The organism is Massilia sp. Root351, assembly GCF_001425045.1.
Classification (GTDB): domain Bacteria; phylum Pseudomonadota; class Gammaproteobacteria; order Burkholderiales; family Burkholderiaceae_D; genus Rugamonas.
This window is the reverse complement of sequence record NZ_LMDJ01000004.1, coordinates 15,019-40,892: the sequence shown is the minus strand read 5'-3', so window position 1 is coordinate 40,892 and position 25,874 is coordinate 15,019. Positions and strand designations below refer to the sequence as shown.

Below are 25,874 nucleotides of genomic sequence, written 5' to 3'. Positions count from 1 at the left end.
TTTATTCGGCCCTGTACAGGAAGGTTTTCTTGTTCGACGCCAGGCGCCATTCGCTGTTGTTGAAGGCGTTGACCTGGATCGGCTTGGGCAGGTAGTCGCGGTCCATGCCCATGCGCAGCGTGACGTTGTAGACCTCGCCGACCTTCAGCGCGCCGCGCGGCGCCACCACCCAGCGGCTGGGGCGGCGCAGCAGGAACAGCGCGTCCTCCAGCGTGGAGAAACTCTGGCGCACGCCGCTGACCGGGCCCACGTGGTACTGCCGCGTGAGCACGTTGTAATTGATGCTGAAGGTGCGCTTGACCTTGACGGCCTTCTCGTCCATCCAGTACCAGCGCGGACGGGTGAATTCGACTTCGGTGGTGAAATACAGCGTCACGCCGAACTGCAGCGCGTCTTCCAGGCCGTGGTTCAACTCGAAGGAATAGGCGGCCGACAGGCGGTAGCCCTCTTCGGCCGCTTCGATGGTGGCGCGGGTGATTTCAACGATCTCGTCCGAGGCGTGCGCAGGCGGCAGCACGCACGCGAACATCAGCAGCAACTGACAGGCGAGGAGTCGAAAAAAACGTAGCGTCACGAGTGGGCCGGTACTAGTTTGCGCGCATAGGGTTTTCACACATCGATTACGCATTTTTCTGGAATAACGCGTAAAACAATCCATCGTGATCCTGTTCGGCACTGCCGGTGGGCAGCAACTGACCGGGCGCATCGAGACGGGTGGCGCCATGGCGCACCGCGAAAGCGGCCGCCTGCGCCTCGGATTCTTGCGGCCACAACGAACATGTCACGAACAGCAATTTACCATTGGGGGCGAGCATCTGCCAAAGGTTGTCGAGTATTTTGCCCGAAAGTGTTGCAAGTTGGAGCGTGTCGCCCTTGCGGCGCAGCCAGCGGATATCCGGGTGGCGGCGCACGATGCCGGACGCGGTGCACGGCACGTCGGCCAGGATACGGTCGTAGGCCTGGCCGTCCCACCAGTCAGGGTGCTGCGCGTCGGCCGCTTTCATGCTGGCTTTCAGGCCCAGGCGGTCCAGGTTCTCGCCCACCCGCGCCAGGCGCTTGGCGTCCGCGTCCAGCGCGGTCACGTCGGCGTCGGCCAGCTCCAGGATGTTGCATGTTTTACCACCCGGCGCAGCGCAGGCGTCCAGCACGCGCATGCCGTCCTGGACATCGAGCAGCTGCGCGGCCAGCTGGGCCGCCGCGTCCTGCACCGACACCACGCCGTCGTCGAAACCGGGGATCAGGTGCACGCCGACCGGCTTGGCCAGGCGCACCGCTTGCGGGCCGACCTGGGTGGCGGCGATGCCGGCATGTTCCAGCGTTGCCAGGTAATCGGCCACCGAACTGCGGCGCGCATTCACGCGCAGGGTCAGCGGCGGCGGCTGGTTGCCCGTGCTCAGCACGGCCTGCCAGTGGTCCGGGTAGGCGGCGCGCACGGCGTCGATCCACCATTGCGGGTAATTCCACTTGGCCACCGGCTGCAGCGCGGCGGCCGCCAGCAGCTGCTGGCGCTCGCGCTGGAAACGGCGCAGCACCGCGTTGACCATCGGCTTGGCGCGTTCGGTGTCCGGATGGGCCCAGGCCGCCCACACGGTCTGGTCGACCAGGGTGAACTGTTCATAGGCCAGGCTGCCGTCGGCGTCCGGCTGCATCAGCGGCAGCGCGCAGGCCAGCAAGGCCGCGACCAGCGGATCGGGCGCCTTGGGCGCCATCATGGCGATCAGCGCGTCGCTGTGGCCGAGGGCGCGCATGGCGCGGTAGGCGATGTCCTGCATTGCGCCGCGCGCCTGCGGCAGCGCGTTGGTGCTGGCGAACACGCCGGCCAGCGCCTGCGGCAGGGCCGTGCCGGTGCGCACCTGGGCCACGGCGAGCGCCGCGCCCAGCAGCGAAAAGGCCAGCGAATCGGGCGGCAGGTCGGTCTTGAAGCCCACTTGCAGCGCCGGCTTCAGGTCGCGGTGGTGGCTTTCGCGGAATTCGGGCTTCGGGCGCGGCGCGGCGAACTTGGGTTGGGGCGCTTTGCGCTGTTTCGGGGCCGCCTTGGCCCACACGGCCGCCGCGCTGTCCGCATCCTCGGTGACAGGGCGGCGCTGCTGCGCCGGGCGCGGCTTGGCCGCCGCCGGGTCAGCGTCCGGGGCAGCGGCCGGCTTGGCGTACGCCGGCTTGCCTGCCGCCCCCTGGTACGGCGCCTTGCCCGCAGCGCCCTTGTAAGGCGCCTTGCCGGCGGCGGTTTTGGCCGGCGCGGCAGGGGTTTTCAGTTTCAGGACAGGGCGCTCTTTGGTCATCTTGTTATATCCGTAATGGCTCGCGTCCGCCCATGGCAGGGCCGAGCGGCCCGCCGGGCCGCAAAAATCGCGGAAATTCTATAAAGGTGAGATTGTAACCGGGTTGTGGACAACTCAGGCTAACGGGCCGAGACCTGCGTGCGCCTATACCCAACTTTGCGTGCTTGAAAAGCAAAGAGGGATGGCAATCCAGTTTGCCCTGCGCCCTGGAGGGCGCCTCAGTCGAGACAGGCCGTGACGATGCAGGGTGCCATCGCGCCATCGTAGCGATTTAGCCAGTGTCGATCCAAAGATGGATCACCGCCTGTCCCCGCGCGTGCACCGGGCAAACGTTTCATCACTCTTGCAAACCAGTATAATTACCGCTGTTTGGCCGGGGCAAAGCTGCCGGCCGTTTCGCTTTCAGAAGCGCTTTCACCAGATAATTTAGCGCGGCCCGGCCGCCACCAACGCACATGCTCGCCCATCAGAAACAAGAGATCACCGCCCTGTTCCACGCCGCCCTGGCGCCCATCCTCGACGGTTCCGGGGTCAACGCCAACGTCGTGCTGGAACGCCCGCGCGACGCCTCGCACGGCGACGTCGCCTGCAATATCGCCATGCAGCTGGCCAAGCAGCTGAAGATGAATCCGCGCGAACTGGCCACCAAGCTGGTCGCCGCGCTGCTGGAAAACCCGGCCGGCAAGCACATCGTCGCTGCCGCCGAGATCGCCGGCCCCGGCTTCATCAACCTGCGCGTGACCGACGCGGCCAAGCAGGCCGTGGTCAAGTCCGTGCTGGCGCAAGGCGCAAAGTTCGGCAGCAGCGACGCCGGCTCGGGCAAGCAAGTGATCATCGAATTCGTGTCCGCCAACCCGACCGGCCCGCTGCATGTGGGCCACGGCCGCCAGGCGGCGCTGGGCGACGCGCTGTCGTCGCTGTTCGGCTCGCAGGGCTACCAGGTCACCCGCGAGTTCTACTACAACGACGCCGGCGTGCAGATCCAGACCCTGGCCACGTCGGTGCAGGCGCGCGCGCGCGGCTTCAAGCCGGGCGACGCCGAATGGCCTGAATCGGCCTACAACGGCGATTACATCCAGGACATCGCCGACGATTTCCTGGCCAGGAAGACCGTGTCCGCCTCCGACGGCGCGCCGGCCACCGCCTCCGGCGATGTGGACGACATCGAATCGATCCGCGCCTTCGCCGTGACCTATCTGCGCAACGAGCAGGACATCGACCTGCAGGCCTTCGGCGTGAAGTTCGACAACTACTACCTGGAATCGTCGCTGTACAAGGACGGCAAGGTGAACGCCGCCGTGGAAGCGCTGGTCAAGGCCGGCGTCACCTACGAACAGGAAGGCGCGCTGTGGCTGAAAACCACCGACTACGGCGACGACAAAGACCGCGTGATGCGCAAGAGCGACGGCAGCTACACCTACTTCGTGCCGGACGTGGCTTATCACATCGTCAAGTTCCAGCGCGGCTACGACCAGGCCATCAACATCCAGGGTTCGGACCACCACGGCACCATCGCGCGCGTGCGCGCCGGCCTGCAGGCAGTAAACCTGGGCATCCCGCAGGGCTACCCCGACTACGTGCTGCACAAGATGGTCACCGTGATGAAGGACGGCGCCGAGGTGAAAATCTCCAAGCGCGCCGGTTCCTACGTGACCGTGCGCGACCTGATCGAATGGTCCGGCGGCGGCGACATCACCAAAGGCCGCGACGCGGTGCGCTTCTTCCTCATCTCGCGCAAGGCCGACACCGAATTCGTGTTCGACGTCGATGTGGCGCTGAAGACCTCGGACGAGAATCCGGTGTATTACGTGCAGTACGCCCACGCGCGCATCTGCCGCATGCTGGAGCTGTGGAACGGCGACGAAGCGTCGCTGGCCGGCGTCGACCTGGCGCCGTTGACCGCACCGTCCGAAGCGACGCTGCTGGCCGCGCTGGCGGCCTACCCTGAAGCGCTGGCGCGGGCCCAGGCCGAACTGGGCCCGCACCAGGTGGCGTTCTACCTGCGCGACCTGGCCGCCGCGCTGCACAGCTTCTACTTCGCCGAAAAAGTACTGGTGGAAGACGAGGCGACCAAGCTGGCGCGCCTGGCCTTGATGGTGGCAACCCGCCAGGTGCTGCGCAACGGCCTGGCGCTGATCGGCGTTTCCGCTCCAAACAAAATGTAATCGCTTAGGGTATCCCGCACAATGAGTTTCCGTTCCCGCCCCATCTCTTTGGACCGCCAGCAAGGCAACACGCTGGTGGGCATCATCATCGGCCTGGTCATCGGCCTGGTTATCGCGGTCATCGTGGCACTGGTGATCACCAAGGGCGCCACGCCGTTCACCGACAAGTCCGGCAAGGTCGGCAAGTCGGCGGAGCCGACGGCGGGACAGGTGTCGGACCCCAACAAGCCCATGTATGGCAACAAGGAAGCCGCACGCGAAGCGGCGCGCGATTTGTCGCGCGATTCGGCGACGGCCCCCGCGGCACCGGCCGCGCCCCCCGCCCCGGCGGCTCCTGCGGCGCCAGCCGCGCCCTCCAAACCGGCGGTGGACGAACTGCAGCAGGTGGTGGACAAGATCGAAGCGGCCAGCAAGGCCAAGCCCGGCGCCACCAATGTGCAGCCGACGCCAACCGGCCCGGCCGCAGCCCCGGCCGCAGCGGGCGACGACAAGTTTGTATATTATCTGCAGGCAGGCGCTTTCCGCGAAGTGGCGGACGCCGAGAACACGCGCGCCAAGCTGGCCCTGCTGGGCTTCGAGGCGACCGTGTCCGACCGCACCACCGATACCGGCGTGCTGCACCGCGTGCGCATGGGCCCATACAACCAGGTGGAAACGATGAACAAGGTGCGCAGCAAGCTGTCCGAGAACGGCATCGACGTGGCAGTGGTGCGCAATCAAAAGTAAGCAGAGAATAAGGAAAACCGCATGCGTATCCTGAAGCAGTTCCTGAGCGTGGTCGCACTGTGCAGCGTGGCTTTTGCCGCCACCGCCTCCCCCGCAGCGCCGATCAGCGGCGTGGAGTACCAGACGCTGGCAACCGCGCAGCCGACCGACACCGGCAAGAAGATCGAAGTCATCGAGTTCTTCGCTTACTACTGCCCGCACTGCAACAACCTCGAGCCGATGCTGGAAGCCTGGGTCAAGAAGCAAGGCGACAACATCGTCTTCAAGCGCGTGCACGTGCCGCGCGACGACAGCGTGCTGCCGCAGCAGAAGCTGTTCTACACGCTGGAGGCCATGGGCCTGCTGCCGCAGTTCCATAAAAAAGTGTTCGACGCGATGCACGTGGAGCGCAACCGCCTGAACCGCGACGAGCAGGTATTCGAGTGGGCCGCCGCCAACGGCATCGAGCGCCAGAAATTCATCGATACCTACCGCTCCTTCGGCGTGCAGGCCAAGGTCAAGCGCGCCGCCGGCATGATGGACTCCTACAAGATCGACTCCTGGCCGACGCTGATCGTGGACGGCCGCTTCCAGGCCTCGCCGCACCTGGCCGCCAACGGCATACAAGGCAATCCAACCGAAGCCGAGCTGCAAACCGCCGCACTGCAGGTGATGGACTTCCTGGTCGCCAAGGCGAAATCGGAAAAGAAATAAGCATGGGCGGCCGTTGAAACGCGTATTCATCACGGGCGCGTCCAGCGGCATAGGCGCGGCCCTGGCGCTGCGCTATGCGCAGCACGGCGCCACCCTCGGCCTGCTGGCCCGGCGCGGGGAATCGCTGCAAGCGCTGATCGCCACCCTGCCCTTCCCTGAAAAGCACCGCGCCTACGCGGTGGACGTGCGCGACCATGCCGCCATCCGCGCGGCCGCCATGGACTTCATCGAACACACCGGCGGCGCCGACATCGTGATTGCCAACGCCGGCATCTCGCACGGCACCCTGACCGAATACGCGGAAGACATGCCGGTGTTCGAGGCCATCGTCGCCACCAACCTGAACGCCACGGTGGCCACGTTTGCACCCTTTATCGCCGCCATGAAGCAGCAGAAGACGCCCGCGCGGCTGGTGGGTATCGGCAGCGTGGCCGGCATACGCGGCCTGCCCGGCGCGGCCGCCTACAGCGCCTCGAAAGCGGCCGTGATCAGCTACTGCGAATCGCTGCGGCTGGAGATGCAGCCGCACGGCATCGGCGTGGTGACCATCTCGCCCGGCTATATCGACACGCCGATGACGCAGCGTAACGCCTATCCCATGCCCTTCCTGATGGCGCCGGAAAAGTTCGCGGCGGCGGCGATGCGCGCCATCGAGAGCGGCAACAGTTACACCGTCATCCCCTGGCAAATGGGCGTGGTGGCCAAGCTGCTGCGCCTGTTGCCCAACGCGCTCTACGACCTGGCGTTCGCCGGCGCGCCGCGCAAGGCCCGCCTGGGCGCACCTGACAGCAAAACACCATGAGCATGCAACTTACTCCCGCCGCGATTGCGCGCCACTGCGCCGAGTGCGCCAGCCACGTGGCGCTCGAAGTGGTGGCCGAAACCGGCTCCACCAATCTCGACCTGCTGCAGCGCGTCAACGCCTTGAGCGGCCCGGTGCTGCTGATCGCCGAACGCCAGACCGCCGGCCGTGGCCGCGCCGGACGCCCATGGCTGTCGCAGCCTGGTTCCACGCTCACCTTCTCGCTGGCCTGGCGCTTCAAGGGTCCGCTGCACAACCTGGTCGGCCTGCCGCTGGCGGTGGGTGTGGCGCTGGCCGAGGCCATGAATGTGCTGGGCGTGCCGGTGCAGCTGAAGTGGCCGAACGACCTGCTCAAGGATGGCGCCAAGCTGGCCGGCATCCTGGTTGAAACGCAGGCCGCGCAGGACGGCGCTGTCTGGGCCGTGATCGGCGCCGGCATCAACCTGCTGATGCCGGACCAGCTGGAAGCGGACATCGGGCGCGAGGTGGCCTCGGCGCCCTGGCTGGCGCAGATGGACCGCAATGAACTGATGGCCGCACTGCTGAACCGCCTGGCCTCGGTGCTGGCCGAGTTCGACGACACCGGCTTCCCGGCCTTCACCGAGCGCTGGAACCGGCTGCAGGCGTGGCGCGGCCAGGGCGTGCGCATCCTCGACCACGGCGATACGCTGCACGAGGGCCTGAGCGCCGGCGTGGACGGCTCCGGGCGCCTGCTGCTGGACACCGCGCAAGGCCGCGTGGCCGTGCTGTCGGGCGACGTGTCGCTGAGGCTGGCGCCATGATACTGCTGATCGACGCGGGCAATACCCGCATCAAGTGGGCGCTGGCCGAGCCGGACGCCGCCCCCGGCACCTGGCTGGACTACGGCGCCGTGATGCACGCCGACGCCGCCCAGCTGCCCGCCGCCTGGCTCGCCGCCCACGCCGCCCTGGTGGCGGCCGGCCATGCGCCGGCCACCGGTGTGCTGGCCGCCAACGTCGCCGGCGCCGCGCTGCGCGACCGCCTGACGCACATGCTCACCACCGGCGCCGATGCCGTTTCCGCGCCTGACGCAGCGCCGTCCGCCTTATCCGGCGCCGCGGCTGCACCCGGCCTTGCCGGCGCAGCGCAGCCGCCCGCCGGCGCCCTGCTGAGCACACCCGATGCCATCGAATGGTTCGCCTCCGTGGCCGAGCGCGCGGGCGTGAAGAACGGCTACCGCAATCCTGCCCAGCTGGGTTGCGACCGCTTTGCCGCCGCCATCGGCGCGCATGCGCTGGCGCCCGGCCAGGCCGTCATCGTGGCCAACTGCGGCACCGCCACCACCATCGACGCGGTCACGGCCGACGGCATTTTCCTGGGCGGGATGATCTTGCCCGGCCTCGGCCTGATGGCCACTTCGCTGGCGCGCAACACGGCGCAGTTGCCGCAGATAGCGCAAGGCGGTAAGCTGCCCTCTGGATTCGCCGACAACACCGACGACGCCATCCTGAGCGGGCTGCTGGCCGCGCAGGCGGGCGCCATCGAACATGCGTGCGCGCTGCACCAGGCCGAAGCCTGCCTGATTTCGGGCGGCGCGGCGGCCTACATCGCGCCCGCGTTGCCGGCGCAAATCCCGCACCGCCTGGTGGACAACATCGTGCTGATCGGATTGCAGGCTGCCGCCGGCAGCGCCCGGCCTTAATCTCGTGCAGGAACGCCCGTGCTGAAACTTATCTTCTGGTTGCTACTTGCTGTGAACGGCGTGCTGTACGCCTACGGGCAGGGCTATCTCGGCCACTTCAGCGGCAACGAGCGCGAACCGGCGCGCCTGAAGAACCAGCAGAACGCGGACAAGCTGGTGGTGATCCCGGCGGCCAGGGCAACCGCCGCCGTGGCCGCACCGGTGACGGCCGCCGCGGCGCCGCCGCAAAAGAATGCCGAAGCGGTGGCTTGCTACGAGGTGGGCAACTTCGCGCTGGCCGATGCGCGCCGCTTCGAGGCGGCCGTGGCGCCGCTGGAGCTGGGCGACCGCCAGGCCCGCCGCAACATGCCGGGCACCGAGATCTCCAGCTACATCGTGCACATCCCTTCGCAAGGCAGCAAGGAAGCGGCCGACAGGAAAACCGCCGAGCTGCGCGCGCTGGGGATCACCAACTACTTCGTCATGTCCGACAGCTCGGCCATGCGCTGGGCCGTTTCGCTGGGCGTGTTCAAGACGGAAGCGGCGGCGCAAAGCCAGCTGGCCATGCTGCAAAAGCAAGGGGTGCACAGCGCCCGCGTGGCGCCGCGCATGGGCGGCAGCAAGCTGCTGGCCTTCCAGTTCCGCGACATCGGCGCCGACGTCAAGGCGCAGCTGGACGAGAAGCTGAAAGCCTTTCCGAACCAGGAAGGCCGCAGCTGCAAGTAACTTCGGCTAGCGCTGGATAATCAGGGGCTTCAGCCCCATCGAGGACGGCAGGCCGGGGATGGCCTGCGCGGCGTCCTGGCGGCTGGCATACGGCCCAGCGTACAGGCGGTGCACTTCACCGGACGGCACGATCTCCAGGCCATTCAAGGCGCCGTCCATGGCCAGCTTGGCGCGCACCGCTTCGGCGTTCTCCTTGCGGCCATACGCACCCAGTTGAAGATAGAAGCCGCCGGCCGCAGCGGGGACGGCGGCGGCGGGCGTTGCGGCGGCCGGCGCGCCGCCGCCGGCCGGCAGCGTCAACGCCGCTGCGGACACGCCGGCTTCGGCGCCGCTCACCGGCGTCAGTATCAACGGCGCCGCGCGCGGCATCGCCTGCAGGGGCTGCAAGGCCGAAGCGGCATCGGCCGCTACCGCGCCAGCAGCCGATGCGCCGGCGGCCGGGGCCGCCGCAACGCCGGACGGCGGCGCCGGATACAGTATCGCGGCCGTCTCCACCGGCGCGCGCGGCTTGGGCGGCGGCATCTGCGCCGGCGCGGCCACTACGGCGGCCTTGTCCTTGCCACTGTCCTTACCGCGCGCCGAATTGATGCGCTCCACTTCCGCCGGCAGTATGCGCTCCACTTCCAGCTGGTGGCTGCCCTTGCCCAGCAAGCCCAACTTCAGCGCGGCCGTGTAGGACACATCGATCACGCGCGTCGAATGAAACGGTCCACGGTCGTTCACACGCACCACCACCTGGTTGCCGTTGTCCAGGTTGGTCACCTTGGCGTAGGATGGAATCGGCAGCGTCGGATGGGCCGCCGACATCTTGTACATGTCGTAAATCTCGCCGGACGAGGTGCGCTGGCCATGGAATTTCTTGCCGTACCAGGTGCCCAGGCCGCGCTGAACGAAAGGCTTGTTCAGGTCCGTGATGGGCGTGTAGGTCTTGCCGAACACGACATAGGGCTTGCTGTTGCGCGGATTGGGCGGCTCGTTGCGCACTTCCGCGTCCGGCGTCGCCATCAGGTTCGACGGCGGGTTTTCGCCCGGACCGTCGTCCTGGTAGTAGCCGCCACGGCCGGAATTCGCCGGCGGCAGCACCGGCACGCCCGCTTCCTGCGGCTTGGGCGGCGCCTTGGCGGCGGGCGGACGGGCGGCGGGAGCCGGCTGCTGCGGCGCGCTGCCGCAGCCGGCCAGCGCCAGCAGCGCGGCCAGCACGGCGCACGGGCCGACGTTGCGAGCCAGGCCCGGGTTCAGGCGGCGCATCATGTCTGCACCAGCTTGCGGTGGCGCTGGATGCTCATCAGGATGCCCGATGCGAGGCCCAGCGTCAGCAGCGCGGTGCCGCCGTAACTCATGAAAGGCAGCGGCACGCCGACCACCGGCAGGATGCCGCTGACCATGCCCATGTTGACGAATGCGTAGGTGAAGAAAATCATGGTGACCGCTCCCGCCAGCAGGCGTGTGAAGAAGTTGGGCGCGTTCCCTGCGATCATCAGGCCTCGCCCGATCAGCAACAGATACAGCAGCATCAGGAACATATTGCCCACCAGGCCAAATTCTTCGGAATAGACCGAGAAAATGAAGTCGGTGGTGCGCTCGGGGATGAACTCCAGGTGGGCCTGGGTGCCCTCTTTCCAGCCCTTGCCCGTCAAGCCGCCGGAACCGATGGCGATGGTGGACTGGATGATGTGGAAACCCTTGCCCAGCGGGTCCGTGGTGGGGTCGATCAGCGTCATGATGCGCTCGCGCTGATAGTCGTGCATCATGGACCAGGCCACCGGCAAGCTGGCGCCGGCGGCCAGTGCCAGCGCCAGCAACGCCTTCCAGGACAGGCCGGCCAGGAAGATCACGCAGAAACCGGCCATCACCACCAGCAGCGAGGTGCCCAGGTCGGGCTGGCGCGCGATCAGGAACACCGGTATCACCAGCAGCACCGCCGCGATGGCGTACGAGTGCCAGCGCAGCGTGCCCTGGCGCTGCTGGAAGAACCAGGCCAGCATCAGCGGCACGGCGATCTTGGCGAATTCGGACGGCTGGATATCGACCACGCCGATGTGCAGCCAGCGCCGCGCACCGAGCTTGATGGTGCCGAACAGCGCCACCGCCAGCAGCAGCGCCACCGTGATCACGTAGGCCGGCAGCGCGATGCGCATCATCATCTGCGGCGACACGTTGGCCACCATCCACATCATCAGGAAGGACATGCAGATATTGCGCACCTGGTCTTCCATCTTGCCCGGAATGCCGATGCTGGCCGATACCAGGGTGACCAGGCTGGTGGCCAGCAGCAAGGTAATGATCAGCAGCAGCGGACCGTCGAACACGGCCAGGTAGGGTTTCATGCGGCGCCACAGCGAACGCCTTTCGTTAATACGCATAGGCGTTCCTTATTCTTTCTTGCGCGGCTGCGCGGGCGGCGCAGGCGGCACGACGGCCGGCGGCGCTGCGGCCGGCTGCTGCGCAGGCACTTGCGCATGCGGCTGCGCGTTCGGCTGCACGGCAGGCTTGACGGCCGGCGGCACCACGGTGGCGTGCTTGCGCGGCGCCGCCGGTGGCTGCTGCGGCGGCGTCTGGATCAGCGGCGGGTTTTGCGCCGGCTGCGGTTTGGGTGCCGCGGCCGGCTTGCCCGCCGTCCCAGCCACACCCGCCGCTGGGACTGCGGGGGCCGCGGGCGCAGCGACACCGGGAGCGGGAGCGGCAGCGGCGCGGCGCTGCTCGTTGATCTCGGCGGCGGCTTCCTCGTCCACCGGATCGAGTACCTGTTCGAAGGCTTCCGCATCCTCCTTCGGCACCTTGGTGGTGTCCTTCGCCGGCAGCTTGCCCAGCAGGTAGTAGTCGAGCACCTTGCGCGCGATGGGCGCGGCGGCCGCACCGCCGAAGCCCGCGTTCTCCACCACCATGGCCAGCGCGATGCGCGGCTTGTCGGCCGGCGCAAAGGCGGTAAACAGCGCGTTGTCGCGCAGGCGCTCGTTCAGCGTGGCCGCGTTGTACTTCTCGTTGGCCTTGATCGCCACCACCTGCGCGGTGCCGGTCTTGCCGCCCACGGTGTAGCCGGCGTTGGTGAAGGCGCGGTAAGCCGTGCCGCCCGGTTCGCTGGTCACGCCCACCATGGCGTCCTTGATCAGGTCGATGTTTTCCTGCTTGAGCGGGATGCGGTAGCTCTCCTTGGGTACCGTCAGCGTGCGCGCGCGGGTGGCGCCGTCTTCCACGATTTTCACCAGGTGCGGCTTCATCACCACGCCGTTGTTGGCCAGGATGGACACCGCCTGCGCGATCTGCAGCGGGGTGTACGAGTTGTAGCCGGAACCGTTGGCGATGGAGATGGTGTCGCCGCCCACCCACTTGCCGGCCTGCGGATTTTTCTTGAAGCGGTTGCGCTTCCACGCCTGCGACGGCAGGATGCCGGTCTTTTCATTCTCCAGGTCGATGCCGGTCGGCTGGCCGAAGCCGAACGGTTTCATGAAGTCGTGGATCATGTCGATGCCCATGTCGCGGCCGAGGACATAGTAATAGGTGTTGCAGGAGACCACGATGGACTTGCGCAAGTCCACCGTACCGTGCCCGCCCACCACGTCGTCGCGGAACTTGTGCGCACCGAGGTAGAAGTAGCCCGGATCGCCGATGGCCTGGCTCGGCGTGCGCTTGCCCAGCTCCAGCGCGGCCAGCGCCATGAAGGGCTTGAAGGTGGAGCCGGGTGCATAGGTGCCCGACAGCGGCCGGTTCACCATGGGCCGGTCGAGCGAGGTATTCAGTTCGTTCCAGCTTTGGCTGTCGATGCCGTCCACGAACAGGTTGGGATCGTAGCCGGGGCGCGAAACGTAGGCCAGGATGTCCCCGGTCTCGGGCTCGATGGCCACCAGCGCACCGCGCCATTCGCCGAAGGCTTCCTCGACGATCTTCTGCAGCTTGATGTCGATCGACAGGATCAGGTTGTTGCCCGGCGTGGCGGGCGTGCGCGACAAGGTGCGCACGGCGCGTCCGCCGGCCGACACTTCCACTTCCTCGTAGCCGGTGATGCCGTGCAGCTGCTTCTCGTAGCTCTTCTCCAGGCCTTCCTTGCCGATATGCTCGGTGCCCTTGTAGTTGCGCGCGTCGTCGCCCGCCTCGATCACCTTGGCTTCGTTCTGGTTGATGCGGCCGATGTAGCCCAGCACGTGCGAAGCCGTCTCGCCCAGCGGATACTGGCGGAACAGGCGCGCCTGGATCTCCACGCCGGGGAAGCGGAAGCGTTGCGCCGTGAAACGCGCCACTTCCTCGTCGGTCAGGCGGGTGCGCAGCGGCACGCCCTCGAAGCTCTTGGTTTCTTCCAGCAGGCGCCGGAAGCGCTTGCGGTCCTTGGCCTCCACCGAAACCAGCTTGGACAGCTCGTCGATCACCTGCTCGAGCGGCACGCGCAGCTTGGACGGCGTGATTTCCAGCGTGTAGGCCGAGTAATTGCTGGCCAGGACCACGCCGTTGCGGTCCACGATCAGCCCGCGGTTGGGCACCACCGGCACGAAGGCGATGCGGTTTTCCTCCGCCTGCGTCATGTAGTGGTCGTGGTGCAGCACTTGCAGCCAGACGAAGCGCGCCAGCAGCAACGCAAAGCAGACAAACACCATCAGGCCGAGCGCCGACAGGCGCAGGCGGAACAGGTGCAGTTCGCGTTCGGTATTCTTGAGTTCAGTCATTGCAGGGTAAATCCAGGCCCTAGATCGGGCGCGTGTGGTCTTTGTCCACCGCGCGGCGCTGCGGCGCCAGCAGCAGCATGGAGATCACCGGCCACAGCGCCACCGCCACCGCGCTCTCGATGAAGTACCAGAAACTGGGGAATTTTCCGGACACGAAGAAGCGCACCATCAGCTGCACCAGCTGCGCCATCAGCAGCAGCGGGAACACGTGGATGGCTTGCGTCATCATCGGGAACCACAGCACGCGGCGGTGCATCATGATGGCGAAGTAGGACAGCAGCGTGTAGGCCAGCGCGTTTTCGCCCAGCAGGGTGGCGTCGTGCACGTCCATCAGCAGGCCGAGGAAGAAGGCGGTGCCGATGCCGACCTTGCGCGGCTGGTGGATGCCCCAGAACACCAGCGTCAGCGCCACAAAGTCGGGCGCGCCGACGAAGTGGCCCCAGGGCAGCAGGTTGAGCAGGAAAGCGCACAGCAGGCTGAATGCGATGAACAGCGGGCTGACCGGCAGCAGGATGTAATGGGGGCGATTCATCGCGTTTCTTTCTTCGGTTCGGCGGGAGCGGCGGCAGGCGCGGCAGCGCGGGCCGCCGGCGCTGCTGGCGGTGCAGCGGGCGGCGTTGCCCCCTGTGCCGCCGCCGGGGTGGCTGCCGGCGCAACCGCCGGGGCCGGCGCCGCTACGGCGTCCTTGGCCGGCTTGCCCTTCTTGCCCGGCTTGAGCGGTTCTTCTTCCGGCGGCCGTGGCGGCAGGTCCGGCGGCGACATCAATATCAGCAGTTGGCGGTGATTCTGGATGCCGGCCAGCGGCTGGCACACCACGCGCCCGAAGGCGCCGTTGCCGTTGCTCTCGACCTGCGACACGCGCGCCACGGCCAGCCCGGCCGGATACACGCCGTCGATGCCGGAGGTGATCAGGATATCGCCCACCTGCACGTCCGCGTTGGGCGCCATGAAGCGCAAGTCCAGCTGGCCGGACTGGCCGCGTCCATAGGCCACGCTGCGCAAGCCGTTGCGCAGCAGTTGCACCGGGATGGCCTGCTCCTTGTCCGTCAGCAGCGTGACTTCGGAGGTGAACGGGAACACCCGCGTCACCTGCCCCACCACGCCCTGGTTGTCGATCACCGGCAGGCCCAGTTGCACGCCGGCCTGCGCGCCACGGTCCAGCACCACCTTGCGGCTGGCGCTGTCGCGCGCGTCGTACAGGATTTCGGCCAGCATCGATTTGCCGGGCACGTGGTTGCGCGCGTCCAGCAGCTTGCGCAGCTGGGCGTTTTCAGTACTGTGGAGCTGCGCCTGCTGCAAAGCCTGCGCGGTCACGATCTGCTGCTGGCGCAAATCGCGCACCTGCTTTTCCAGCGACGACAGCGACGAGAAGTAGTCGCCCACGCCGTAGAGCGCGTCGCGCGGCATGAGCGCCGCCATTTGCAGGGGGTAGAGCACGGTGCCGACCACCTGCCGCACTGTCGTCAGCGCGTGCATGCGCGAATCGGCCAACAACAGAGCAATCGAAATGCAGGCGAACAGCGTCATCTTGACGCGCGCCGGCGCGCCTTGTTTGAAGAGTGGCGGAGGACTGTATTCCATGACTTCCAATAATCCGGCGCTCACGCGCCACCGAAATCCGGCGCTCGCGCGCCACCTAACGGCCTTAGCTAAAAAAACCAGCTTAAAAAGCAGCGGGGCGGCTCCTGGCCGCCCCGCTTACTCAGATCATTCGTAGGAGAAGATGGAACCCAGCTGGTCCATCCGCTCCAGCGCCATGCCGGAGCCGCGCACCACGCAGGTGAGCGGGTCTTCGGCCACCAGCACCGGCAGGCCGGTCTCCTCCATCAGCAGGCGGTCCAGGTCGCGCAGCAGCGCGCCGCCGCCGGTCAGCATCATGCCTTTTTCGGCGATGTCCGCGCCCAGTTCCGGCGGCGTCTGTTCCAGCGCGTTCTTGACGGCCGAGACGATGTTGTTCAGCGGGTCGGTCAGCGCTTCCAGGATCTCGTTGGACGAGATCGTGAACGAGCGCGGGATGCCTTCGGACAGGTTGCGGCCCTTGACTTCCATCTCTTTCACTTCCGAACCCGGGAAGGCCGAACCGATGGCCTTCTTGATCGCCTCGGCGGTCTGCTCGCCGATCAGCATGCCGTAGTTGCGGCGGATGTAGTTGACAATGGCTTCGTCGAACTTGTCGCCGCCCACGCGCACCGAACCCTTGTATACCATGCCGCCCAGCGAGATGATGCCCACCTCGGTGGTGCCGCCGCCGATGTCGACCACCATCGAGCCGGTGGCGTCCGACACCGGCAGGCCGGCGCCGATCGCGGCGGCCATCGGTTCTTCGATCAGGTACACCTGCGAGGCGCCGGCGCCCAGCGCCGATTCGCGGATCGCGCGGCGCTCCACCTGGGTCGAGCCGCACGGCACGCAAATGATGATGCGCGGCGACGGGCGGAAGAATTTGGAGTCGTGCACCATGCGGATGAACTGCTTGAGCATCTGCTCGGTGACGGTGAAATCGGCAATCACGCCGTCCTTCATCGGGCGGATCGCCTCGATGTTGCCGGGTACTTTACCCAGCATCTGCTTGGCTTCCTTGCCGACTGCCTGGATTGTCTTCTTACCGTTGGGGCCGCCTTCCTGGCGGATCGCTACGACCGACGGTTCGTCCAGCACAATGCCGGAACCGCGTACATAAATCAGGGTGTTGGCCGTGCCCAAGTCAATGGCCAGATCGGTGGAAATATACCTGCGTAAAAAACCAAACATGAGTATCCTGTGGCGCGTTGCCCGCACGCGCGGGCAGTTATAGGGAGTATCCGTGGAGGCGGCGGCGGCCGGTGCGACAAGGTGCACGGCGCCAGCTACGCATCAACCCGCCATTCTACCTTATAATTCGAATGTTATTTACCATTAATCGGCTCTAAAGTGCGACGCTGCAACGCGTAAATTACGCGGCAATTGCAGGATTTTCAAGGTCAAATAGCCGGATTTACAAGTTCTTTATCAATACTACAACCGCGCGCTCCGCCGCGCTTCTCGCCATGTCCCTGACACTATCCGACGTAAAACGCATCGCCAACCTGGCACAACTGGAAATGAGCGAAACCCAGGCGGGAACCGCCCTGGATCAGCTGAACGGCATTTTCGCGCTGGCCGAGCAGATGCAGGCCGTGGACACCGCCGGCGTTGCCCCTCTGAGCCACCCGCTGGCGGCCCACATGAACAACATCGCCCTGCGCCTGCGCGAGGACGTGGCCACCGAGCCGAATCGCCGCGAACATTATCAAACGGTCGCGCCGAAAACCGAAGACGGCTTGTATCTGGTACCAAAAGTGATTGATTAAGAAATAATATCCATGCATACCAAAACCATTAAAGAGCTGTCCACGCTCCTGCAAAACAAAGAAATTTCCGCCACCGAATTGGCGACGCATTTCCTGGACCGCATCGAGAAAAGCGAGCTGAACGCATTCCTGCACGTGGACCGCGCGCTGACCCTGGCGCAAGCGGCCGACGCGGACGCGCGCATCGCCGCCGGCACCGCCACCGCGCTGACCGGCGTGCCGATCGCCCACAAGGACATCTTCGTGACCCAGGGCTGGCGCTCGACCGCCGGCTCGAAAATGCTGGCCAACTACGTCAGCCCGTTCGACGCCACCGTGGTGCAGAAGTTCAACGCGGCCGGCATGGTCACCCTGGGCAAGCTCAATTGCGACGAATTCGCGATGGGCTCGGCCAATGAAAACTCGGCCTTCGGCCCCGTGAAAAACCCGTGGGACCACGCGGCCGTGCCGGGCGGCTCCTCGGGCGGCTCGGCCGCCGCCGTGGCCGCGCGCCTGGCGCCGGGCGTGACCGGCACCGACACCGGCGGCTCGATCCGCCAGCCGGCCGCCTTCTGCGGCATCACCGGCATCAAGCCGACCTACGGCCGCGTCTCGCGCTTCGGCATGATCGCCTTCGCGTCCTCGCTGGACCAGGGCGGCCCGATGGCCCGGACCGCCGAAGACTGCGCCCTGCTGCTGAACGCGATGGCCGGCTTCGACGAGCGCGATTCGACCAGCCTGACGCCGGAACAAGGCGGTATTGAGGAAGACTTCGCGCGCGACCTGGATAAGCCGCTGGCCGGCCTGCGCATCGGCGTGCCGAAAGAGTACTTCGGCGAAGGCCTGGCAGCCGACGTGGAAGCGGCGGTGCGCGCCGCGCTGGCGCAGTACGTGGAACTGGGCGCGATCCTGGTCGACATTTCGCTGCCGAACACCGCGCTGTCCATCCCCGCCTACTACATGATCGCCCCGGCGGAAGCCTCGTCCAACCTGTCGCGCTTCGACGGCGTGCGCTTCGGCCACCGCGCCGACGGCTACAAGGACCTGCAGGACATGTACAAGAAGACCCGCGCCGAAGGTTTCGGCCCGGAAGTGCAGCGCCGCATCATGGTCGGCACCTATGTGCTGTGCCACGGCTACTACGACGCCTACTACCTGAAGGCGCAACGCATCCGCCGCCTGATCGCGCAGGACTTCGAAGCCGTGCTGAACGGCCCGAACGCGGTATGCGACGTCATCATGGGCCCGGTGGCCCCGACCGTGGCCTGGGACCTGGGTTCCAAGTCCGACCCGGTGGCCAACTACCTGGCCGACATCTATACCCTGTCCACCAGCCTGGCCGGCCTGCCCGGCATGTCCATCCCTTGCGGCTTCGGCCAGGGCGACAAGAACGGCCAGCGCCCGGTCGGCCTGCAGATCATCGGCAACTACTTTGCCGAAGCCAAGCTGCTGAACGTGGCGCACCAGTTCCAGCAAGCAACTGAGTGGCACAAGCAGGCCCCGAGCGGCATCTAATCCCTTACTAGAGAGAACAGAAACATGGAATGGGAAGTCGTCATCGGTATTGAGAACCACGTGCAGCTCACTACCGAATCGAAAATCTTCAGCGGCTCGCCGATCAAGTTCGGCGCCGAGCCGAACACGCAGGCCAGCCCGGTCGACCTGGCGCTGCCGGGCGTACTGCCGGTGATGAACAAGATGGCGGTGGACCGCGCCATCCGCTTCGGCCTGGCCGTGGGCGGCAAGATCGCGCCGCAGTCCATCTTCGCGCGCAAGAACTACTTCTACCCGGACTTGCCAAAAGGCTATCAGATCAGCCAGTTCGAAGACCCGGTGGTCCAGGGTGGCGCGCTGACCTTCGGCTACGAGAAGGACGGCAAGTTCGTCACCAAGACCGTCAACCTGACCCGTGCCCACCTGGAAGAAGACGCCGGCAAATCGCTGCACGAGGACTACCACGGCATGTCGGGCATCGACCTGAACCGCGCCGGCACGCCGCTGCTGGAGATCGTGTCCGAGCCGGAAATCCGCAGCGCGGCCGAAGCCGTGGCTTACTGCAAGGCGCTGCACGGCCTGGTCATGTGGCTGGGCGTTTGCGACGGCAATATGCAGGAAGGTTCTTTCCGCTGCGATATTAACGTGTCCGTGCGCCCGAAAGGCGCGACCGAATTCGGCACCCGCTGCGAAATTAAAAACCTGAACTCCTTCCGCTTTATCGAAGAAGCCGTCCACGTTGAAGTGCGCCGCCAGATTGAATTGATCGAAGACGGCGGCAGCGTGGTGCAAGCGACCCGCTTATACGATCCGGATAAAAAAGAAACGCGTCAGATGCGCAGCAAGGAAGACGCGCAAGATTACCGTTATTTCCCTGACCCGGATTTGCCGCCGCTGGCTATTTCCGAAGACTGGATTTCGCGTGTCAAGGCCGATATGCCGGAATTGCCGGGCGTAATGCGCACGCGCTTTATCGAAGAATACGCGCTGCCGGAATATGATGCGCTGATACTGACCTCGTCCAAAGCCATGGCGGTTTATTTCGAAGCCGTCGTTGCCAGGGCCGGCAAGGAAAATGCCAAAGCCGCAGCCAACTGGCTAATGGGCGATGTGTCCTCCACGCTGAACCGCGAGAATACCGATATCGGCGCAGCGCCGGTGAAACCGGAGCAATTGGCGGCCATGCTGAAGCGTATTGCCGACGGCACCATTTCCAACAAGATCGCCAAGGAAATCTTCAGCGCCATGTGGGAAGCCAATTCGGCGGATGAAAACCTGGTGGACGCCATTATCGATGCCAAAGGCTTGAAGCAGATTTCGGATACCGGCGCGCTGGAAGCCATCGTTAATGATGTGCTGGCGGCAAACGAGAAATCGGTTGAGCAATACCGCGCCGGCAAGGAAGCAGCCATCAATTCCCTGATCGGCCAAGCGATGAAAGCCTCCAAAGGCAAGGCCAATCCTGCCCAGCTGACCGAACTGCTGAAAAAGAAGTTGGCCGGCTGATCTATTCGGTGGCAAACGCAAAGGCGCCTTCGGGCGCCTTTTTTTATTGCCAGCGCCGCAGTCCGCGCGCCGATCCGGCCAGTTTTGAGCACGATCACGCCAGAATCTGGCATAAGTCTGGCCAAAAACAGCCTGTAATGCGGCGGTCGGGGCTAAGGGCAGGCGTGGCGATTCAGGAACCGATGCGGGGCTGCATCCAGCCGAGTATATCGGCGAAGATTTCTTCGCGATTCGTTTCGTTGAAATTCTCGTGGTAATTCTTCAGCTGGAAGCTATAACGCAGCAGGCTACTGTCTATTGAAGTCAGCATGGCTTCGGCCGCCTTGGCGTCGGCGAGCTTGTCGTCACCGGCCACCACGGCAAAAACCGGATAGCGCCATCCCTGCATTTTTTCGGCCAGTCCTTTTTGCGCTTCACTCAAGGCATGGCCGAAACGCACGGTCAGTTCCGTGGCCCGGAGGGCATCGCTTTCATCGGCGTGATGGCGCGCAGTAATAGCGGGATCGTGCGTCAGCACATCGGTAAAGGAAGCCAGCGGCACTTTCATGGTCGGAACCAGCCGCGCCAGCAAGCCGGACATTTTCTGCAGCAGCGGAGATATCTTTACCGCATTTACATAATACGGCGACGATAGAATAAATCCCTGCACATCGTCATTGCGGCGCAAACGCTCCAGGCCGACCCTGGTGGCGATTAACGCCCCCATGGAATGGCCCATGATAAATACCGGTAAATCCGGATAGTGCTTTTTCACCCACTGCAGGAATAATTCCGCCTCATCGATGAAAATATCGAAATCGGGAATATCCGCGCGGCGCTTGCCGTCGTGTCCGCACATATCGAAACTGGCGGTGGCAATGCCGTGGCTGCGGAAGTACAAAGCCGGGGTGACATAATCACCGGCATGCGCCAACGCACCATGCAGCGCCATGATGACCGCGCGCGGCTGGGAAGGTTCCCAAATATGAATGGTGCGCTCGACTCCGTCCCGTCCTTTGAAACGGGCCAGCCTGTCTTCAGAGAAGCGCATGAAGAAGTATGCTTTAAGAAGTAATGCTGAGGGTAATGCCCATTTCCGTCAGCAGCGTCAATTCCGCTAATGAGAAATCCAGGGTCGGCGAGCCCGGAGCGGGATCGCCGACATACGCGATGCGCAGTTCGGCCTCGATATTCGGCGCGTCGAACGACACGCCGCGCGCCTGGCACTCCACCAGGAAACCGTGCACTTGCTTGAGCAGGACCATGGGGTTCTTGTCGGTGGCCAGGTTGACGTAAAAACCGGAATCGATGCGCACCCGGCCGTCCGGACGCGCGTCGCCCTTCTTCCAGTCGCTGTCCGGCTCGGCAGGCAAACCGTCGCGAACGTCGGCCAGTGCATCGGCGTCGCCATATACCTTCAGTGTTGCGATGTTCATTGTTGCTCCAGCGTCAATGTTACAGCAAAGAAAATACAGTCTAGCATAGGCTTGCCGAGAGTACAGCGCCGCGCGTTCGTGCTGCTCAGGCTACGCCGTACTGGGCCCGGTATGCCGCCACCGCGTCCTTATATTGCTGCAGGGCCGGATCGGCCGCCGCGCCGGACAGGTAGGTAAACAGGTCATCCAGGTTGCCGATGGAAATGACCGGGATGCCATAGGTCTGCGCCACTTCCTGCACGGCCGACAGTTCGGACATCACGCCATCCTTGGCGCCGCGCTCCATGCGGTCCAGCGCGATCAGCACGGCGGCCGGTTCGGCGCCGGCGGCACGTATCATGGCCACCGATTCGCGCACCGAAGTGCCGGCCGAGATCACATCGTCGATAATGACAACCTTGCCCTGCAGCTTGGCGCCGACGATGGTGCCGCCTTCGCCGTGGTCCTTGGCTTCCTTGCGGTTGAAAGCGAAAGAGGTGTTGCGGCCCTTGCCGGCCAGCGCCACCGCCGTGGCGGAAGCCAGCGTGATGCCCTTGTAGGCCGGGCCGAACAGCATGTCGAACTCGACGCCGGAGTCCAGCAGGGTCTGCGCGTAGAACTGGGCCAGCTGGGCCAGCGTGGCGCCCTCATGGAACAGGCCGGCGTTGAAGAAGTACGGCGACTGGCGCCCCGCCTTGGTGGTGAACTCGCCAAAGCGCAAAACTCCCGTTGCCACGGAAAACGCGATAAACTCTTGCCGTAAATTTTTCATATTGCCTCGTAAGTAGTAAGTGCCTGTATTTTAATCCCTGTGCCCCTATGCCAAAAATCATTTCAGCAAATCTGAACGGTATCCGTTCCGCCGCCACCAAAGGCTTCTTCAACTGGATGGCGAAACAAGATGCCGACTTCGTCTGCGTACAGGAGCTAAAAGCGGTCGCCACCGACATGACGCCCGAGTTCCTGAACCCCGGCGGCTATCACGGCCACTTCCACTACGCGGAAAAGAAAGGCTATTCCGGCACCGGCATTTACAGCAAGATCGCGCCGGATGCGGTGATGATCGGCTTCGGCAATCCGGAGTTCGACGCGGAAGGCCGTTACGTGCGCTGCGATTTCGGCACCCTGACCGTGATTTCGGTGTACTGCCCGTCCGGCTCGTCCGGCCCGGAGCGCCAGGAAGCCAAGTTCCGCTTCATGGATTCCTTTATCGAGCACCTCAAGAACCTGCACGCGGAAGGCCGCGAAGTGGTGATCTGCGGCGACTGGAATATCGCCCACCACGAGATCGACCTGAAGAACTGGAAGGGCAACAAAAAGAATTCCGGCTTCCTGCCCGAGGAGCGCGCCTGGCTGACCCGCGTGTTCGACGAGGTGGGGTTTGTCGATGTGCACCGCGGCCTGGACCAGCGCGAAGAACAATACACCTGGTGGAGCAACCGCGGCCAGGCGTACGCAAAGAACGTCGGCTGGCGCATCGACTACCACGTGGCAACCAAGGGCATCGCCAGCAAGGCGCACCAGGTGGCGATCTACAAGGATGAGCGCTTCTCGGACCATGCGCCGCTCATCATCGACTACCATCCGCATTGATATTACTCATATGTAAAATTTGATGCTGCGGGGCTACTTTATTGATACCATACGGTAGCACTCCTGCCCCTGCCCCTGCCTTTTCCAATTCCATGCCCATCGCCACGCCCACGGCCGCCACGCCCGTCCTGACTTCCGCCACGCCCGCCGACAATACCGGCTCCGTCCATGCCGGGGCCAACATCGTCCTGAATTTCAGCGCAGCCATGCGCGCGGGCAGCGGCTATATCACCATCAGCGACGGCGCCACCCAGACCTATATGGGCCGCGACGGACTGCTGCACACGCGCCTGGTCGGCGCCACCGACACCCGCACCATCAGCATCGCCGACGCCAGCCAGGTGACGATCAACGGCAACCAGGTCACCATCAACCCGAGCGCCGACCTGAAGGCCGGCCTCAGCTACAGCGTGCAGATGGGCAGTGGCGTGCTGCTGGGCGAAACCGGCCAGGCCTACGCCGGACTGGCCGACGCCAGCAAACTGAACTTCACCGTCGGCGCAGCCGCGGTGCCCCTGCCCACGGCGGTGGTGAGCACGCTGTCGATGGTCAGCTGGGGCAGCGTCAGCCCCTTCCTCACCAATATCGCCGACCAGCACTTCAGCGGCACCTTCCAGGGCGCACTGCGCAGCGGCGAAAAGGTGGAAGTATCGATCGACGGCCAGACCTGGCATACGGCCACCGTCAGCGGCAACAACTGGAGCTATGAGGCCACCATCGCCGCCAGCGGCACGCTGCGCGCCCGCGTCAGCAACAGCGCCGGAGCCAGCACCGAAGCGCTGAGCCAGGCATACACCTACGACACCACCGGGCCCGTCATCTCCAGCATTTCGCTGGACCAGAAAACGCTCAGCGCCGGCGAGTCGGCCCGGCTGACCGTGGTGTTCTCCGAAAAAGTGAGCGGCCTGACGCTGGACGCGTTCGGCAAGCACAACAGCACGCTGAGCAGTCTGCAGGCATCGGCCGACGGCAAGACCTGGACCGCCATCGTCACCATGGGCAATGAAGGCCTGCCGGGCGGCGACGTGGCGCTGAATCCGGCCGCCGTCAGGGACGGCGCCGGCAACTTCGGCAGCGGCGGCTGGAACACGGTGAGCTACGGGCGCAAGCCCGGTTCGCTGGCCGAGCGCAGCGTCACGCTGGATGCCGGCAGCGACAGCGGCCAGCATGCGAACGACGGCCTGACCAGCGACACCACGCCGGAAGTGCACCTCAACATCCGTGGCCTGGCCGGCCTGGTGGCGGGCGACACCATCAAGATCTACGATGAAGCCAGCGACAAGGTGGTGGGCGTCCACACGCTGACGGCGTACGATTTGGGCGCTTACGGCGGCGCCATCGACATCGACGTCGACACGCTGGCCGAAGGCGCGCACCACCTGGTGGCCTACGCCAGCGACGCGCTCGGCACGCGGGGCGCCGGCACCGGCACCGCGCTCGACATCGTGATCGATACCAGCGGCCCGGAAATCATCCACACCGCCCCGGTCAACAACGGCCCGGCGGTCGATCCCGGCCTGAAGACCATCACGCTCACCTTCAGCGAAGACATCGCCTGGATCGCCAGCAACGGCATCGCCATCGTCGGCAACGACGACAGCGTACTGGAACTTAGCTTTGAAACGCCGCCCCCAGCCGACGGGCAAGCACCGGACTACAGCTATCTGTCCTACGACAGCGAAACGCGCGTGCTGACCATCAATCTGCTCAATCCGCTGGCCGCTGGCAAGAGCTACACCGTGCGCAGCATCGGCGAGATCAAGGACCTGGCGCACAACACTTACACCGGCAGCGACAACCTGCTGGGCTTCCTGGTCAACGGCGACAGCCAGGTCATTCCGCTGCCGCCCACGCTGTCCATTTCCGATACCGGCGCGGCCGGGGACGGCGTCACCAGCGCTGCCGCCATCATAGTCAGCGGCATCACGGCCAGCTACTGGAAATACTCGCTCGACGGCGGCGCAAGCTACTCAGCCGAGCAGCGCGCCGACGGCGGCACCGTCAGCTTCAGCGTGCCGAACGATGGCGCCTACCTGGCGGGCAAGATCCTGGTCAAGCAGTATCACGTTGCAGGCCAGGAAAGTGCGCCGGGCGCGCTCGGCTTCGACCTGACGCTGGACCGCAGCGCGCCGCAGGCGGCCATCGCCAGCGTCGACAACTTCAGCCGCAACGACACCGCCATCAGCGGCACCTACGAGGGTACGCTGCAGGAAGACGAATCCATCGAGTATTCGCTCGACGGCAGCAGCTGGGTCCAGGCTGCGGCCAGCAACGGCAGCTGGAACGCCACCGGCGTGGCGCTCCAGTCGCACGGCACCATCGATCTGCGGGTGATCGACCGCGCCGGCAATATCGCAGACAACCCGTATGGTGCCGGCAAGAGCCCGACGCTGTTCGGCAGCAGCGGCAACGATACGCTCAGCGCCGGCGCGGAAACCGTGCTGCTGGCGGGCGCCGGCAACGACACCGTGACGCTGACCGGCGCCGACGCCGCCATGCTGGACGGCGGCGCCGGGATCGACACGCTGGTGCTGTCGAACTCGCTGAACCTGAACGATCTGACCGGCACCATCAAGAATTTCGAGTCCATCACGCTGGGCGGCAACGTCACCTTCAGCCTGGGCAACCTGTCGGGGCTGGGCGCGCTGCAGCTGCCAACGTCCATCATTCCCGGCTACGGCCTGCTGGCGGTGGAGGGCGCGGCCAGCAGCCGCGTCGAACTGGCCGGCGCGGCAGGCTGGCATGAACTCACGCTGATCAACGTGGCCTTGCTGGGATTTAACGCCATCAGCGACCTGCTGGGCGGACACGACATCTACGTGAACCAGGATGCGCACCTGATCGTGCTGGTCGGCGCGCCCAGCGTCGACATCGCCGCCCTGCTCTGAGCC

Annotated in this window: 23 protein-coding genes; 12 read left to right on the top strand and 11 right to left on the bottom strand. The window is 65.3% G+C overall.

Annotated elements, in window-relative coordinates:
* Position 1 precedes the first annotated feature (1 nt).
* Together ASD15_RS08305 and rsmB are read right to left on the bottom strand one after the other, a co-directional pair.
* Positions 2-529 (bottom strand): DUF4390 domain-containing protein, encoded by a 528-nt coding sequence (locus ASD15_RS08305; protein ID WP_229418114.1) that lies wholly within the window; start codon positions 527-529, stop codon positions 2-4.
* 91 nt (positions 530-620) lie between these two features.
* The gene (gene rsmB / locus ASD15_RS08300; RefSeq protein ID WP_082551681.1) at positions 621-2,279 is read right to left on the bottom strand and encodes a 16S rRNA (cytosine(967)-C(5))-methyltransferase RsmB; all 1,659 of its coding nucleotides are present in this window, start codon (positions 2,277-2,279) and stop codon (positions 621-623) included.
* A 455-nt stretch (positions 2,280-2,734) separates the two neighbouring features.
* Here rsmB and argS point away from each other — a divergent pair, with 455 nt between their 5' ends.
* The 7 genes from argS to ASD15_RS08265 are packed head-to-tail and all read left to right on the top strand — an operon-like array spanning position 2,735 to position 9,033.
* Positions 2,735-4,444 (top strand): arginine--tRNA ligase, encoded by a 1,710-nt coding sequence (gene argS, locus ASD15_RS08295; protein ID WP_057154370.1) that lies wholly within the window; start codon positions 2,735-2,737, stop codon positions 4,442-4,444.
* 21 nt (positions 4,445-4,465) lie between these two features.
* Positions 4,466-5,170 carry an SPOR domain-containing protein gene (locus tag ASD15_RS08290; RefSeq protein ID WP_057154369.1) on the top strand — a complete coding sequence of 235 codons (705 nt, stop codon included), beginning with the start codon at positions 4,466-4,468 and terminating at the stop codon, positions 5,168-5,170.
* A gap of 21 nt (positions 5,171-5,191) precedes the next feature.
* The gene (locus ASD15_RS08285) at positions 5,192-5,863 is read left to right on the top strand and encodes a thiol:disulfide interchange protein DsbA/DsbL (RefSeq protein WP_057154368.1); all 672 of its coding nucleotides are present in this window, start codon (positions 5,192-5,194) and stop codon (positions 5,861-5,863) included.
* 13 nt (positions 5,864-5,876) lie between these two features.
* Positions 5,877-6,665 (top strand): SDR family oxidoreductase, encoded by a 789-nt coding sequence (locus ASD15_RS08280; RefSeq protein ID WP_057154367.1) that lies wholly within the window; start codon positions 5,877-5,879, stop codon positions 6,663-6,665.
* Entirely contained in the window at positions 6,662-7,447 is a 786-nt protein-coding gene (locus tag ASD15_RS08275; RefSeq protein WP_057154366.1) for a biotin--[acetyl-CoA-carboxylase] ligase, read from the top strand. The genes ASD15_RS08280 and ASD15_RS08275 overlap by 4 nt, the downstream gene beginning before the upstream one ends.
* The gene (locus ASD15_RS08270) at positions 7,444-8,328 is read left to right on the top strand and encodes a type III pantothenate kinase (RefSeq protein ID WP_057154365.1); all 885 of its coding nucleotides are present in this window, start codon (positions 7,444-7,446) and stop codon (positions 8,326-8,328) included. The genes ASD15_RS08275 and ASD15_RS08270 overlap by 4 nt, the downstream gene beginning before the upstream one ends.
* Before the next feature lie 18 nt (positions 8,329-8,346).
* Positions 8,347-9,033 carry an SPOR domain-containing protein gene (locus ASD15_RS08265; protein WP_057154364.1) on the top strand — a complete coding sequence of 229 codons (687 nt, stop codon included), beginning with the start codon at positions 8,347-8,349 and terminating at the stop codon, positions 9,031-9,033.
* Positions 9,034-9,039: 6 nt separating this feature from the next.
* Here the strand turns inward: ASD15_RS08265 and ASD15_RS08260 are convergent, their stop codons facing one another.
* The 6 genes from ASD15_RS08260 to ASD15_RS08235 all read right to left on the bottom strand — a co-directional run bounded on the left by ASD15_RS08260 (position 9,040) and on the right by ASD15_RS08235 (position 16,439).
* Positions 9,040-10,284 (bottom strand): septal ring lytic transglycosylase RlpA family protein, encoded by a 1,245-nt coding sequence (locus ASD15_RS08260; RefSeq protein ID WP_229418113.1) that lies wholly within the window; start codon positions 10,282-10,284, stop codon positions 9,040-9,042.
* Positions 10,281-11,396 carry a rod shape-determining protein RodA gene (gene rodA, locus ASD15_RS08255; RefSeq protein WP_057154363.1) on the bottom strand — a complete coding sequence of 372 codons (1,116 nt, stop codon included), beginning with the start codon at positions 11,394-11,396 and terminating at the stop codon, positions 10,281-10,283. The genes ASD15_RS08260 and rodA overlap by 4 nt, the downstream gene beginning before the upstream one ends.
* A 9-nt stretch (positions 11,397-11,405) precedes the next feature.
* Positions 11,406-13,688, bottom strand: coding sequence for a penicillin-binding protein 2 (gene mrdA / locus ASD15_RS08250; RefSeq protein WP_082551680.1), 2,283 nt, complete (start codon positions 13,686-13,688; stop codon positions 11,406-11,408).
* 19 nt (positions 13,689-13,707) lie between these two features.
* Positions 13,708-14,220: a rod shape-determining protein MreD gene (gene mreD / locus ASD15_RS08245; RefSeq protein ID WP_057154362.1), complete on the bottom strand. Its 513-nt coding sequence runs from the start codon at positions 14,218-14,220 to the stop codon at positions 13,708-13,710.
* Complete coding sequence (gene mreC, locus ASD15_RS08240) at positions 14,217-15,269, bottom strand: rod shape-determining protein MreC (RefSeq protein ID WP_082551679.1); 1,053 nt, start codon at positions 15,267-15,269, stop codon at positions 14,217-14,219. The genes mreD and mreC overlap by 4 nt, the downstream gene beginning before the upstream one ends.
* 126 nt (positions 15,270-15,395) lie before the next feature.
* Positions 15,396-16,439: a rod shape-determining protein gene (locus ASD15_RS08235; RefSeq protein ID WP_056398240.1), complete on the bottom strand. Its 1,044-nt coding sequence runs from the start codon at positions 16,437-16,439 to the stop codon at positions 15,396-15,398.
* 275 nt (positions 16,440-16,714) lie between these two features.
* On the opposite strand from ASD15_RS08235, the gene gatC reads away from it, so the two are divergent.
* The 3 genes from gatC to gatB are packed head-to-tail and all read left to right on the top strand — an operon-like array spanning position 16,715 to position 19,996.
* The gene (gene gatC / locus ASD15_RS08230) at positions 16,715-17,017 is read left to right on the top strand and encodes an Asp-tRNA(Asn)/Glu-tRNA(Gln) amidotransferase subunit GatC (RefSeq protein WP_057154360.1); all 303 of its coding nucleotides are present in this window, start codon (positions 16,715-16,717) and stop codon (positions 17,015-17,017) included.
* Positions 17,018-17,029: 12 nt separating this feature from the next.
* Entirely contained in the window at positions 17,030-18,511 is a 1,482-nt protein-coding gene (gene gatA / locus ASD15_RS08225) for an Asp-tRNA(Asn)/Glu-tRNA(Gln) amidotransferase subunit GatA (protein ID WP_057154359.1), read from the top strand.
* A gap of 24 nt (positions 18,512-18,535) precedes the next feature.
* Entirely contained in the window at positions 18,536-19,996 is a 1,461-nt protein-coding gene (gatB, locus tag ASD15_RS08220; protein WP_057154358.1) for an Asp-tRNA(Asn)/Glu-tRNA(Gln) amidotransferase subunit GatB, read from the top strand.
* 172 nt (positions 19,997-20,168) lie between these two features.
* Here the strand turns inward: gatB and ASD15_RS08215 are convergent, their stop codons facing one another.
* The 3 genes from ASD15_RS08215 to pyrE all read right to left on the bottom strand — a co-directional run bounded on the left by ASD15_RS08215 (position 20,169) and on the right by pyrE (position 22,162).
* Positions 20,169-21,026 (bottom strand): alpha/beta fold hydrolase, encoded by an 858-nt coding sequence (locus tag ASD15_RS08215; protein WP_057154357.1) that lies wholly within the window; start codon positions 21,024-21,026, stop codon positions 20,169-20,171.
* A gap of 13 nt (positions 21,027-21,039) precedes the next feature.
* Positions 21,040-21,411, bottom strand: coding sequence for a hypothetical protein (locus ASD15_RS08210; protein ID WP_057154356.1), 372 nt, complete (start codon positions 21,409-21,411; stop codon positions 21,040-21,042).
* Between the two features lie 85 nt (positions 21,412-21,496).
* Positions 21,497-22,162 (bottom strand): orotate phosphoribosyltransferase, encoded by a 666-nt coding sequence (gene pyrE, locus ASD15_RS08205; RefSeq protein ID WP_057154355.1) that lies wholly within the window; start codon positions 22,160-22,162, stop codon positions 21,497-21,499.
* Between the two features lie 47 nt (positions 22,163-22,209).
* On the opposite strand from pyrE, the gene ASD15_RS08200 reads away from it, so the two are divergent.
* Positions 22,210-22,983, top strand: a complete 774-nt coding sequence (locus ASD15_RS08200) for an exodeoxyribonuclease III (protein ID WP_057154354.1) — start codon at positions 22,210-22,212, stop codon at positions 22,981-22,983.
* A 92-nt stretch (positions 22,984-23,075) separates the two neighbouring features.
* Positions 23,076-25,871 carry an Ig-like domain-containing protein gene (locus tag ASD15_RS08195; protein ID WP_057154353.1) on the top strand — a complete coding sequence of 932 codons (2,796 nt, stop codon included), beginning with the start codon at positions 23,076-23,078 and terminating at the stop codon, positions 25,869-25,871.
* Positions 25,872-25,874 lie beyond the last annotated feature (3 nt).